Origin of the sequence: Enterococcus sp. DIV0840, assembly GCF_050527835.1 — a bacterium.
GTDB classification, from domain to species: domain Bacteria; phylum Bacillota; class Bacilli; order Lactobacillales; family Enterococcaceae; genus Enterococcus_L; species Enterococcus_L ureasiticus.
Genome location: NZ_CP172876.1, coordinates 1,574,840 through 1,588,660, shown reverse-complemented (window position 1 = coordinate 1,588,660; position 13,821 = coordinate 1,574,840). Strand labels below are relative to the sequence as shown.

The window sequence follows — 13,821 nt, the reverse complement described above, 5'->3', positions numbered from 1 at the left end:
ACTCTAAAAAATGAATGCCCTAACAAAATTGTCACATTATTTTAAGACAATCCAATGGCATCTTTCCTCAAAAAAAGGCATACTACATTTAAGAGGTGACGATATTGAAAAAAACTTTACTTTTTATCTTACCATTCGTCTTGTTAACTGCAGGTGTTTGGTTTGGATATAATTATTATTTTGGTGGTAAGGATTATTATACTCGTGTTGGAGAACCGGTCGAGGTAAAGACTGGAAAGTTTTCAAGCGGTGAAAAATATACAGAATATGATTACACATACGTCGCTTTTAATAAACAAGGCGAAAAAACAGTCCAAAAAGCGTACGAAATTAGAGACAAGCCATTACGAATCAACGCTTATTTAAAATTAAAGGTTAATCCTAGAAAAGGGATTTTAAGCTGGGAAGAGGTACCCGAAAAGACCGTTCCCAAAAAAGCGTTTGAGAAATTGAGTAAGTAGCGTTATATTATTCAAAAAGACCTTCATCGAATTCGATGAAGGCCTTTTTGATTACAGTTGATTACTGATTTTTTCAATATTTTTCAAAACGATCGATACTGTGCCATCTGGGTTGTTGACAAATTCTATCAAATCTCCGTTTCGATAAACTTCTATCGGAACAATCAATTCAATACCGTTACTCATTTTTAATTTTTGCTTACCAAATTTTTTCTCTGAAATTTCTCTGGCTTCACGAACTGGCGGCGTTTTATCAACAAATTTTGATTCATTGACTTCATCTTGATAAGCCATCCGAGCTGAAATATTTTCTTTAAAAACCAACTCAGCAACTTGTTCGTTGTCGATCGTTCCAGTTTCTTCAATACTTTCATAAACTGCTTCTTTCACAGAGGCAATCAATTCAAATTCATCTTCATTAAACTTCTTACCGATTCGTTTCACCGCTTTTTTGATTTCTTTCATATTTTCTTCTATTGAAGGTGCAGGTTGTGACTCGATCACTTTTTCTGAAAAGTACCAAACTTTTTCGCCTGAAAACTCATAGCGTTTTTCTAAAAGCTCATAAGCCAAGGTATCCAAGTTAACAGTCATTCCTTCATCAGGCTTTTGTGATTTCGAAGGTAAAATTGCTCGGTTGATGATCAATTTATTATAAACAGCCTCATCTTCATAATCCACATAATGCGTATAGCTTTCTTTGTAATTTAATTTGATCATCGCCAAATGCATCACTGTGTCTAATTCGTATAAAATGAAAAGAACATCCGCACTCGGCGCATCTTCACTACCTGAATAGACATCATACCAATGCTGAGCCAACTGTTGACTTTTTTGAATAAAATCATTCGGAATCCCCCGCATTTTATCAACAAACGAACTTTCTTCTGCTAAAATACCAGTTTTGGTTTGAGCAGTTGATAGCTTTGTAATCTTGCTCGTTAGATAAACACGAATATATTCTGTCGTTAAATCTAACTCCTTCGCTGAAAACACCGGAGTCCCGGTTTCACGATCAATAATGTGTAAAATTGCACTTTTTAAATAAATATCCATCTGTCATTCTCCCTTTTCTTAAGCACTATTTAGTCTACCTGAAAGAAGAAAAAAAGCCAACTGTTTTTATTAGAAAAGTGGAATGAGCTCGTTTAGCTCTGACAGAAAAATAGGGAATCTTCGTTCCAAAGAACTAACACCTGAAAAACATGCAACCCTTCATCCATAAAAACAATAAAAAAGCAAGGCCTTTACTTCTTACCTTGCTCTTCATAAAAATATATTTTATTTTTTTGCAATTCCGCTATTAATTTTCTTCCACAAACAATTTCCCAGTCGCTTCATCAACAGGATCTAGTTTATTGAAAATTCCTTTTGTTCTGAAAACATAGGTCAAAATAAACGGAACGATCACTGCAATCAACATTGCACCGAAAAATGGTAGATAGTATTGAGGAACGATAGACAAAATACCTGGCAAGCCGCCAACACCTATACTAATTGCTTTAACATCAAACAAAGTTGAGAATAATCCAGCACATGCAGAACCGATCATTCCCGCAACAAATGGATAAATGTATTTCAGATTAATCCCAAACATCGCTGGCTCTGTAACTCCTAGATAACAAGAAATCATTGCTGGAATCGAAACTTGCTCTTCATCTTTATTTCCTCTATGCATAAAGACAACTGCTAAAACAGCTGATCCCTGAGCGATATTTGATAATGCGATCATCGGCCATAAATTTGTTGATTGAAAATCGGCAATCAATTGCAAATCAATGGCATTGGTCATATGATGCAGTCCTGTAATAACAAGCGGCGCATACATAAAACCGAATACGGCTCCAAACAACCAGTTAAGTGATGACGTCAATCCAGCATTTACGATATCTGAAATCCAACTTCCAATCGTCCAGCCGACAGGACCTAAGATCACATGGGCAGCTATAACAGTTGGTACTAACGCAAATAGTGGAACAAAAATCATCGAAACCGCTTGCGGTATAACTTTTCTGAAAAATATTTCTAGATATGCAAGTAAAAATCCTGCTAGCATCGCTGGTATAACTTGAGCTTGATACCCAATCATATTTACTTGAGCAAAGCCAAAATCCCAAAAAGGAATGTCAGCAGCAGCTGTACTTGCAACCGAATAAGCATTTAATAATTGCGGAGACACTAATGTAATCCCTAAAACAATCCCAAGAATTTGAGTTGTTCCCATTTTTTTAGTAATACTCCAAGTGATTCCTACTGGTAAGAATTGGAAAATTGCTTCACCAATGAGCCATAAAAATGAGTTCACACCACTCCAAAATTGGGATACTTCAACGATTTTCTGTCCATCTAAAAATCCAAATGGAATCCCTTCCAATACATTACGAAAACCTAGAATCAGCCCACCAATAACTAAAGCCGGAATCAACGGTGTAAATATCTCTGCTAAAACCGAAATTGCTCGTTGGACCGGGTTAAGATTTTGTTTTGCTGCTGCTTTCCCTTGTTCTTTGGAAACGCCTTCAAGTCCTGAAATAGCAGAAAACTCATTATAAAATTGCGGTACCTCATTCCCTATGATAACTTGAAATTGCCCAGCATTTGTAAATGTTCCTTTGACAGACGAAATCTTCTCAATCTCTGCAGTATCGGCTTTACTTGGATCATTTAAAACAAAACGCATCCGCGTCGCACAGTGTGAAACAGCAGCAATATTCTCTTTTCCCCCTACATCCTCTAACAGTTTTTTTGCATCATCTTGAAACTTACCCATTTCCATTGCTCCTCTCTTTAACTTGTATATACAATTCAGCTGTATTTGTATAATACTTTATTATTTGACTTTTTACAAGCGTTTTCTTTTTAAAACGAAAATTTTTTTCTGTTTCAATTCTTACAGCCAAATCGGCTCTTTAATTAGTTGAGCAAAAACCATGATTCTATTTTTCAAATTACTGGAAATTATTCCGTAAAATGGTACACTTGGATTTATCAAATAAAAATAAAATACACTGTTTTGCACAGTGTTTATGACCGAGGAAAAGATGAAAAAAAATAAGATTGCTACAAAAATAAAGAAACGTTTGTCAGCTGTTCAAGTTTTAGCTTTAGGATTTATTGTATTGTTTTTTGTTGGTGGGACACTTTTGACTTTACCTATATTTTCACGCAGTGGTAATGCAACACCGTTTATCGATGCCTTGTTCACTGCCGTGTCAGCGGTTTGTGTGACTGGTTTAACAACACTTAACACGGCCTTACATTGGAACGCCTACGGACAATTGATCATTATGATTCTCATTGAAATTGGCGGCTTGGGGTTTATGACGATGCCAGTACTTTTGTATTTTGTCTTACGAAAAAAAATAACGTTAAGTACACGGATGTTATTACGGGAAGCACTTAACTTAGATGATATGTCAGGAGCATTTCGTTTGATGATCTATGTCGTTAAATTGGCGGCCTTGATTCAACTAGCTGGAGCTGCGTTGCTTTCAATTGAATTTGTTCCTGAGTTTGGTTGGAAAAAAGGACTTTTCTTTGGTCTCTTCCACTCCATCTCTAGTTTTTGTAATGCTGGTTTTGATTTATTAGGCGATAGTTTAACTCCTTATCAAACGAAACCGTTTGTTTTGCTCGTGATTGCGGCTTTGATTATTTCTGGCGGTCTCGGTTTTATTGTTTGGCAAGATTTGTTACGTTTTAAAAAGAAAAGGAAGTTTTCTTTACATACAAAGATTGCTTTGATCACAACTGGTTCGTTACTAATTGGCGCTTTTATTCTTTTTTTCATCACAGAACACAATGCAGCCAATTTAACGACTGGAACAAACTTTTTTGACCGCTTAGCAAATACGTTCTTTATGTCTGTGACACCGAGAACCGCAGGCTACTATTCAATTGATTATATGCAGATGACAAACGCCGGACTGATTACAACAATCTTTTTAATGTATGTGGGTGGAACATCTGGGTCTACTGCCGGTGGATTAAAAACGACAACATTTGCTGTATTGGTCATTCAAATCGTTTCAATTTTTAAAGGACGAACACGAGCTGAGTTTCAAGGGCGTACGATTCGAAACAGTACGGTATTTCGCGCCTTGACCTTATTTTTTATCACCTTAACATTATGTGTACTTTCGATCATGCTTTTGACGATCACTGAAAACATACCAGAATCTTCTGGTATAGAGTATGTGGCTTTTGAAGTATTTTCTGCATTCGGGACAGTTGGACTGACAATGGGACTGACTCCCGATCTGACTGTTGCAGGAAAAGTCATCATTATGCTGTTGATGTACATTGGACGAGTCGGAATCTATACTGTTGGATTTTCACTTCTCACAAGAGGCCAAAAACAGCAAGCTAAATTTAAATATCCAGATGAAAGTGTTATGATTGGATAAAATAAAGAAAGAAACATAGAGAAAATTTTCTTTATGTTTCTTTTTTTATAATTATACTTTTTTGTCTATCTGTGTTTATTGATAAATAAAAAAAATCCCACCCTCTAAAGAAGGTGGGAAAAGGAGTTTTACTCTAAAGAGTAAAATGAAAAAATAAAAAGGGTTGTTGTTGGTATAAATTTATAATACTATTTTTTTAAATTAATATCAACTAATAACCCTCAGCCATCTCTAAATAATTTTAAAAAAACAAATTAAAACGTTTTCTTTCTTTATAAATAAAAGAATATTTCAACTTATCTTTTGAAAATAGGTTGCTACATATACAGTTATCTATTCAAAAATATATTAAAAAAATCCCACCTTTTTTAAAAAGATGGGAAAAGGAGTTTTACTCTGCAAGAGTAAAATGAAAAAATAAAAAGGGTTGTTGTTGGTATAATTGTATATTACTAGCTATTAAATATTTTTGCAAATAATATACTCATTTATAAATTGGATTTATTTATCATTACTACACTTGCTCGCTCTCGGTATTCTATGAAAATAGATAAAAAAAAACGATCCAATAATATTATTGGATCGTTCTGAAAGTTTTAAATTAGTTTTTTACGATGTTAGTTGCTTGTGGTCCACGTTGACCTTCTTCGATATCGAAAGATACGCTTTGACCTTCGTCTAGAGATTTGAATCCGTCACCTTGGATTGCTGAAAAGTGTGCGAACAAATCTGTTCCGTTATCTTGAGTAATAAAACCAAAACCTTTATCTGCGTTAAACCATTTCACTGTACCTGTATTCATAAATGTGTTCCTCCTAGTGCTTTTAGCACGATTAATTTTTGCAATACCTTTGTGATAAAAAAAAGAGGAATTAAAACACCCTTACGAATGAAATGACCTATTAATTTAAATTACAATTATACTACATTTCCTAGTATACGACCTTATTGGACGAAAGTATACATTTATATCCAATTATGAGAAAATACTCATTTAATTCATTACTTCTTAGCTTTATTTACCTTAAATATTAAAATCCCACCTCGAATGAGATGGGGTAAGGATAGTTATTTGTTAAGGTATTGATTTTTCAGACTTGTTTAGTTTACTACATAATACACATTCATGCAATCACATATTATCACATTGTATAATAAAGATGCTTCAAAGCAATTTGAGTTAGTAAACGTTCACTTTGATCATTCGTAATCAGTGAGCTTATCACTCTATCATCTTAATTTATTATAACTATCAATTAACGCTGAATATTTACTTTGTATATTTTCCACAGCGTCGATCACGGCTTCCTCATCCTCTCCAAAACTACCATAGAGTTCATTTGATGCATTTTTAAATTCTGATGCTTTACTTACAAAACTCTCGATAATATTACTTGCAGTTGGTGAAGAAAAACCTTCTTTTTCTATCGCTTTTGAATCTTTAGATACTGCTTTTAGTTCATCTAACGATTTAGACACTTTAGTGTTTACTTCCGCATATTTCTCAGTAGTTAAATTTATCGAACCATTTTCTGCTATGCTATCATTAACAAGATTTCTAGCTTCTTTTGCTGCATCAATAAATTGCATCATTCCTAATGTAATTTTGTTGCCTTCCTTTTCATGTACTTTACGATCTTCCTTCTCCGTTTCGTCCATCAGAATCCGCATCTTATCGCAGAATATTTTAATCGGTTCATCGGTCTCTTTATATATCGATAATAGCTTGACATTTAACTCTTTTCCTTTTTCATCATGATCATTCAAGAAAGCTTTTTCCTCGTAATAATTCTCAATTTCTTCTAAAATCGATATTTCTTTTTTCAGAAAGTCTAGCATGGCTGCTACATCTTTATCTATATCCATTTTTGGTTTGGTTGAAAGTCCTTTATCAGCTTTTTCAATCGCTGGTTGAACTAAGCTTGTTATTCCTGTAAATGCTTGTGCATATTTATCGCTTGTTGGTATAAAGTTACCCGCTTCATCCATATGCTTCTCAGCGTAAGAATTTTTAATCGTTGATAATTCACCTGTTAAAACATTGAATAAGTCAACATATGCGTTGTACTTATCTACTTCATTCATTTTAGTGGAATAAGAACCATACTTCTTGATACTTTCTTTGGCCGTATCTAACTTACCACAACTAGCCATAAGAGCTAACATACTGAATGCCAAAATTAACATGAACATTTTACCCTTATTTCTCATCTGTTATACTTCCCCTATTTTATTGTTCAGTAAAAAATTTGCCTTTAACTGACTATCGCTTCGTATAATAGATACGATCCAAAGCAATGGTTGTTAGTAAAAAAGCTTTTTGATCATGAGCGTCATCAATCTCAATGTGATATTCATCACCGCCTAAGGTCAGTTTTCTTTTATCAATATCACAAATAATTTTATCTTGCATCGTAAACTGATGACTACCCGTCATGCCATAACCTAATTTTACATCTCCAATAGGTGAATCAATAGTAAATTTGTAACTGAAAATATTTAACGAACGCGCCATTGATAGAATCTTTTGATCATCTATTAAAATATGATACTTTTTAAAATTGTATCTTAAAAACGAACCAATAATACTTAAAAAGTTGACATCCGTCCTGCATTTTGCCAAGGTTTGACCATCTAAATAAGCACATGTTTTTTTAAAGTCAAAGACACTTGGTTAAAATAAAACAGCAACTGCTGATTATTCCCCTGTATCACTTTTTCAAAAACTTTGGTTGAGAGATAACACACTTCAATATCTGTCATGGCGATAGCTGAGAAATGATAGTTTTTGTCTGTAAAAAGTCCAGTTAATGGAAACACCGCGCTGTCTTTAACAAAGTTTAAATAGAAAAGTGTGCCCGTTTGATCGATTTTTTCAAATTTGACAAGCCCCTTTTTTAAAATAAACATACGGTTTCTTTCATCACCAGCATCAAAAAGAACTTGGCCTTTTTTGTATGCTCTACAATAGGAATTTTTCTGGATGACAACAGATTCTTTTTCACTTAAATCTGAAAAATAAGGACATCCTTTTAATGAGTTATTCTCTTGCAATACTGTCATTTTCTTCAACTCCAACTTAGTCAATAATTTTCTCTGCTAAAGCTCTAAAAACGACAATGTTTCATCATTCAAAGATAACTTCAGTCCCTACCTCTTGTTCACCAAAATCACTTAATTTTTCTAGTGACGTTATAATGGCTTTATTAGCAGGTTTAGCTTTTACATATTGAATCGCTGCTTCCACTTTAGGTAGCATGCTTCCGGGTTCAAATTGCCCTTGTTTTATATACTCTTCCAGCTCTTTTATATTGACTTGTTTCAGCTGCTGTTCATTTTCTTTGCCAAAATTTATCGCAACATTTTCAACACCAGTCAAAATAACAAACAGATTTGCATCCGTCAATTCGGCTATTTTTTCTGAAGAGAAATCTTTGTCGATGACAGCTTCAACACCAATCAATTTATTGCCGGTTACAGGAATTCCGCCGCAAATCGTAATAATGTCCTGTTCGATCAAAGTTTTGATCACTTGGTGTTCTTGAATTGATAGCGGTTTAGGGCTAGGAACGACTTTACGCCAGCCACGTCCTGCATCTTCCTTAAATAAGGAATTACTTTCGCTCATTATTGCTTGGGCTGCTTTTTTCGTTAAAAATGGACCGATCGGTTTGGTTGGGTTTTCAAAAGCTGGATCATTTTCTGATACGATCACTTGAGTGACAAGTGTTGCGATTTCCTTTTTGACTCCAGCGTCCTCCAACTCTTTTGCCAATGCATTTTCCAACCAATAACCAATGCTGCCTTGAGTCATGGCAACACAAGTATCGAGTGGCATTGCTGGATTTTCTTTAGAATCTGCTGCTTGTTGTTGAATCAATAAGTTCCCTACTTGAGGCCCATTTCCGTGAGAGATGACGAGTTGATAGCCTTTTTTAATCAACTTTATTAACTGCTTTGCTGTATACGTCAATGCTTGTTGCTGTGCTTTGGAACTTGCATCTGTCGATAGAATAGCATTTCCACCTAATGCAATGACGATTGTTTGTTTTTTCACAAGATCCCTTCTTCCTATTATTTACTACTTTCCCCACTTAAACTTTAGGAATAAAAAGGTTGCCCAAAGTTGCTGCCATGATTGCTTTGATCGAGTGCATTCTATTTTCAGCTTCTTCGAATTGACGGCCATATTGACTTCTAAAAACTTCATCGGTGATTTCCATTTCACTAATACCAAATTTTTCTTTAACCATTTGACCATATTCTGTTGTCGCATCATGAAAAGCAGGTAAGCAATGAAGGACAATCAACTTGCCATCAGTATTACCAGTTTTTTGTACCATATCCATATTGATTTGGTAATCTTTCAATACCCTCACTCGTTCTTCAAACTTATCTTCTTCGCCCATTGAAACCCACACATCTGTATAAAGTACATTTGCATTTTTGACGCCTTGTTCCACGTCATCCGTGATCATGATTTCGCTGTCTGATTCTGCCGCAAATTTTTTCGCATAAGCCACTACAGATGCTTCTGGAAATAGTGATTCCGGAGCACAAATTCTCACATTTACGCCTAAAATTGCTCCTGTTACTAATAAACTGTTCGCCATATTTTTACGTCCATCTCCAACATAAACAAGCGTGATATCTTCAAGCGTACCAAAATTTTCTTTGATGGTCATATAATCTGCGATCATTTGAGTAGGGTGCCACTCGTCTGTCAAACCATTCCAAACTGGAACGCCAGAATATTTTGCCAAATCTTCAACCACTTGTTGACTAAAACCTCTGAATTCGATTCCGTCAAACATACTTCCAAGTACCTTTGCTGTCTCTTCAACGGATTCTTTTTTACCTAATTGAATATCATTTTTCCCAAGAAATTCAGGATGAGCACCTAAGTCGATCGAAGCAGTTGTAAAAGCCGAACGAGTCCGAGTCGATGTTTTTTCAAAAAGTAAGGCGATATTTTTACCTTCCAGATAATGATGAGGAATTCCTTGCTTTTTCAATTTTTTTAAATGAATAGAAAAGTCGATCAAGTAATTTAATTCATCTTTTGTAAAATCTTTTTCTGCTAATAAACTACGTCCTTGAAATACTGAATCTGTCATAATAATTTTCCTCCTAAATTTAAAAGCGGAACAAATCGGTCGATCCTGTAGAAAAATCAAGAAATTAACACTGAACCGTTCTTTGCTTTCCTGTTAATTTGTCTATTTTCATAAGAAATGATTTGTGCAGCTAGATAATAATAAAAGTGAAGCGGGCTCGTTCAGCTCCGACTGGAAAATAACACTGTTTCGTTACACCTTGTACTTTTCAACATCGGTTCATTCTATTAACCGTGTTTCAAAACAAAAGTGTAACTAGCTTAGTTAAATATCCGCTCGATCAAACGGCATACTCATGCAACGAGGACCGCCACGACCACGTACTAATTCGCTTCCCGGAATATAATTTAACTTAACGCCTGCTTCTTCCAATTTTTGATTGGTGATTGTATTACGATCATAAACAACGACTTCACCTGGTGCAATCGCCAATGTATTGGAGCCATCATTCCATTGTTCTCGGGCTGCTGCAGTTGGATTTCCACCACCACAACGAATTAATGTAACATGATCTAATTCTAGATATTTACACAAAATATGCTCCAAAGTATCTGTTTCCTTTGAAATTTGTAAACCTTCTGTTCCTTGAGAAAGCGAATAGATCGTTAAGTTTCCTTCAATTTCTGGATGAATCGTAAATTTGTCATAATCTACCATCGTAAATACTGTATCAAGATGCATGAATTTTCGCTGTTCCCCAATATCGAATGCTAAAACTCGTTCAAACCCCAAATCCTTCTCAAAAATATTTCTTGCTAGTTTTTCGATTGAAGCAACATCTGTCCTTTGAGAGATTCCCACAGCAATCAATTTTTTCGAAAGAATCAACTCATCTCCACCTTCGATCCGAGTATTTTCAGCGCGACTATAAACCATTGGCACTTGCGCATTTTTAAACATTGGATGATGAGCAAAAATGTATTTTCCATACAACGTTTCTCGTCGTCTTGTCACCGAGTACATTCGATTCAATGAAACCCCGTGACCGATCGTCGCAAATGGATCACGCGTAAAATACAAGTTAGGCATTGGATCAATAATAAATGGATAATGGGAATCCGTAAGATCTGACAAGCTTGTTCGTTCTAACGACGAAAGCTCTGACTTTTGAAGTCCAGCCATGGTCTGATCAATCAACTCTCTGCCATCTGAAATAGCTGAAAGACGTTCTTGTATAAAGTACTTGGTTCGTTCTTCTTTGATATCTGCTTCATTCAGATACTCCGTAATAAACTGTTCTTTAATTGTTTTATCAGTCAGTGATTCTGCTGCTAAATCTTCTAAATAAAGAACATCTACTCCTCTCAATCTTAATGTCTCCGCAAAAAAATCATGTTCCTTTTGTGCTTGCTCGAGAAAAGGAATATCATCAAAAAGAAGTGACTCCAGATAATCTGGCATCAAATTTTCTAATTCTTTTCCTGGCCTGTGCAACATTACCGTGTTCAATTTTCCAATTTCAGAAAAAACGTTAATTGGATTCTTCATCAAAATACCTCCTTCTTTTGGTTCATCATTAGGTTAACAAAATGATAGCGTTCTCTTCTTGGCATTTTTCGAATTCAAAACACAAAGATGACCACATTATGCAAAAAATCTGTATATTTTTTCATATATATAAATAAACTGTTAAAAATAAGCTTAGTGAATTTATACTTATCCTTTTTTTTCTAGAATATACACACTTTTTATTAAAAAATAATTACTGGTTGTCGCTATTTGAAACTACTGAAGATTGATTACTATTTTTTGAACGGCTAGAGTATGATCTGATTTTCTCATCTTAGGTAAAATTATCACAATAAAAAGCAGGTATCCTATTTAGCTTTTCGCAAAAATAGGATACCTGCTTTTTATTTTCTTAATTTATCAATGCCTAATAATAAATATTTTAGTGGATATTAACAAAAATTGTCAATCCACACAAAAACATCCAGCATCTAAAAGTCAGAGCAGATATTTTTTTGTGCTATTTCCAGTCATATTATTTCTTCGGTTCGTCCTCGTCCATTTTCAGAACAGCCATGAAGGCTTCTTGCGGAACTTCCACAGAACCAACTTGTTTCATCCGCTTTTTACCATCTTTTTGTTTCTCTAACAACTTACGTTTACGTGAGATATCCCCACCGTAACATTTAGCCAAAACGTTTTTGCGCAATGCTTTGATCGTTGAGCGTGCAGTGATTTTTTGACCAATTGCAGCTTGAATCGGTACTTCAAATTGTTGTCTTGGAATTAGTTTCTTCAGTTTCTCGACAATGACTTTCCCACGCTCAAAAGCAAAATCTTTATGCACAATAAAGCTAAGCGCATCGACTTTTTCAGAGTTTAATAAGATATCCATCTTAGATAGATTGCTCTTACGGTACCCGATCATTTCATAATCTAATGAAGCATATCCTTTTGTTCCTGATTTTAAGCGGTCAAAGAAATCATACACGATCTCTGATAACGGCATATCATAAATGACATTTACTCGGTATTCATCCAAGTAATCCATTGTGACAAACTCACCACGTTTACGTTGTGAAATTTCCATTACAGCCCCAACATATTCGTTTGGCACCATAATTGTCGCTTTAACGTATGGTTCTTCCACAAAGTCAACAGAGCTCTGGTCTGGAAATTCTGCTGGATTATCCACCACGATTTTCGTACCATCTGTCTTTGTTACATGGTAAATTACGGAAGGAGCTGTCGTAATCAAATCAAGATTAAATTCTCGTTCCAAACGTTCTTGAATCACGTCCATATGCAACAAACCTAAAAATCCACAACGATAACCAAACCCTAATGCTTGAGACGATTCGGCTTCAAATTGTAAGGCAGCATCATTTAGCTGTAATTTTTCTAAGGCTTCACGCAACTCAACATAACGTGAATTGTCGATTGGATAGAGTCCACAATAAACCATCGGATTCATTTTACGATAACCAGCTAAAGCTTCTTTCGCAGGATTATTCGCTAACGTTACGGTATCCCCAACTTGCGTGTCACGAACAGTTTTGATTGCAGCTGTAATATAACCAACATCGCCAACCATTAAGAAGTCACGACTGATTGGTTTTGGTGAAAAAATCCCAACATCTGTCACTTCAAAGGTTTTATTATTATTCATCATCATGATCTTATCACCAGGTTTTACAACCCCGTCCATGATCCGGACATTTAAAATAACCCCACGATAACTGTCATAGACTGAATCAAAAATCAACGCTTTTAATGGCGCTTCAAGATCCCCTGTCGGAGCTGGAACCAAATCAACGATTTGTTCTAGAATGTCTTCAATCCCGATCCCTGCTTTGGCACTTGCTAAAACAGCGTCACTAGCATCAATTCCGATCACATCTTCGATTTCTGTACGAACTCGTTCTGGATCTGCCGCCGGTAAATCGATTTTATTGATCACTGGAATAATTTCCAAATCATTATCTAGAGCTAAATAAACATTCGCTAATGTTTGTGCTTCGATTCCTTGCGCCGCATCCACAACCAAAATTGCACCCTCACAGGCTGCTAAACTTCTTGATACTTCATAAGTGAAATCGACATGTCCTGGCGTGTCGATCAAATGAAAGATATAATCTTCGCCATCTTTTGCTGTATATGTTAATTCAACAGCATTCAGTTTGATCGTAATCCCACGTTCACGTTCTAAATCCATCGCATCAAGTAATTGATCTTGCATTTCACGATCTGACACAGTTTCCGTTTTTTGTAGGATCCGGTCAGCAAGTGTTGATTTCCCATGGTCAATATGAGCAATAATGGAAAAGTTACGAATTTTTTCTTGTCTTTGCTTCATTTCATTTATATTCATTAATAGTCCTCATTTCT

General features: G+C 35.3%; 12 protein-coding genes. 2 read left to right on the top strand and 10 right to left on the bottom strand.

All coding sequences use genetic code 11. From position 1 onward, the window contains the following. Positions 1-104 precede the first annotated feature (104 nt). Entirely contained in the window at positions 105-461 is a 357-nt protein-coding gene (locus IGL98_RS07505) for a YxeA family protein (RefSeq protein WP_206842989.1), read from the top strand. 51 nt (positions 462-512) lie between these two features. Here IGL98_RS07505 and IGL98_RS07500 read toward each other — a convergent pair whose 3' ends face one another. Then, positions 513-1,517, bottom strand: a complete 1,005-nt coding sequence (locus IGL98_RS07500) for a nucleoid-associated protein (RefSeq protein WP_010761098.1) — start codon at positions 1,515-1,517, stop codon at positions 513-515. A gap of 247 nt (positions 1,518-1,764) precedes the next feature. Further along, positions 1,765-3,231 (bottom strand): PTS system trehalose-specific EIIBC component, encoded by a 1,467-nt coding sequence (gene treP, locus IGL98_RS07495; RefSeq protein ID WP_206911777.1) that lies wholly within the window; start codon positions 3,229-3,231, stop codon positions 1,765-1,767. Between the two features lie 271 nt (positions 3,232-3,502). Here treP and IGL98_RS07490 point away from each other — a divergent pair, with 271 nt between their 5' ends. Further along, positions 3,503-4,867: a TrkH family potassium uptake protein gene (locus IGL98_RS07490; protein WP_206842979.1), complete on the top strand. Its 1,365-nt coding sequence runs from the start codon at positions 3,503-3,505 to the stop codon at positions 4,865-4,867. 601 nt (positions 4,868-5,468) lie between these two features. On the opposite strand, the gene IGL98_RS07485 is transcribed toward IGL98_RS07490, so the two are convergent. The 8 genes from IGL98_RS07485 to lepA all read right to left on the bottom strand — a co-directional run bounded on the left by IGL98_RS07485 (position 5,469) and on the right by lepA (position 13,804). Further along, on the bottom strand, positions 5,469-5,669 hold the full coding sequence (locus tag IGL98_RS07485) for a cold-shock protein (RefSeq protein WP_010772775.1): 201 nt from the start codon (positions 5,667-5,669) through the stop codon (positions 5,469-5,471). Positions 5,670-6,097: 428 nt separating this feature from the next. Continuing rightward, entirely contained in the window at positions 6,098-7,078 is a 981-nt protein-coding gene (locus IGL98_RS07480) for a DUF3829 domain-containing protein (RefSeq protein WP_206911778.1), read from the bottom strand. A gap of 52 nt (positions 7,079-7,130) precedes the next feature. Then, positions 7,131-7,490 carry a hypothetical protein gene (locus IGL98_RS07475; RefSeq protein ID WP_206842975.1) on the bottom strand — a complete coding sequence of 120 codons (360 nt, stop codon included), beginning with the start codon at positions 7,488-7,490 and terminating at the stop codon, positions 7,131-7,133. An 11-nt stretch (positions 7,491-7,501) separates the two neighbouring features. Then, positions 7,502-7,930: a Crp/Fnr family transcriptional regulator gene (locus IGL98_RS07470; protein WP_242590133.1), complete on the bottom strand. Its 429-nt coding sequence runs from the start codon at positions 7,928-7,930 to the stop codon at positions 7,502-7,504. 64 nt (positions 7,931-7,994) lie between these two features. Next, positions 7,995-8,924, bottom strand: coding sequence for a carbamate kinase (gene arcC, locus IGL98_RS07465; RefSeq protein ID WP_206911779.1), 930 nt, complete (start codon positions 8,922-8,924; stop codon positions 7,995-7,997). A 37-nt stretch (positions 8,925-8,961) separates the two neighbouring features. After that, positions 8,962-9,984, bottom strand: coding sequence for an ornithine carbamoyltransferase (argF, locus tag IGL98_RS07460; RefSeq protein ID WP_206842971.1), 1,023 nt, complete (start codon positions 9,982-9,984; stop codon positions 8,962-8,964). A gap of 264 nt (positions 9,985-10,248) precedes the next feature. After that, positions 10,249-11,472 (bottom strand): arginine deiminase, encoded by a 1,224-nt coding sequence (arcA, locus tag IGL98_RS07455; protein ID WP_206842969.1) that lies wholly within the window; start codon positions 11,470-11,472, stop codon positions 10,249-10,251. Positions 11,473-11,968: 496 nt separating this feature from the next. After that, entirely contained in the window at positions 11,969-13,804 is a 1,836-nt protein-coding gene (gene lepA, locus IGL98_RS07450; RefSeq protein WP_010761081.1) for a translation elongation factor 4, read from the bottom strand. Positions 13,805-13,821 lie beyond the last annotated feature (17 nt).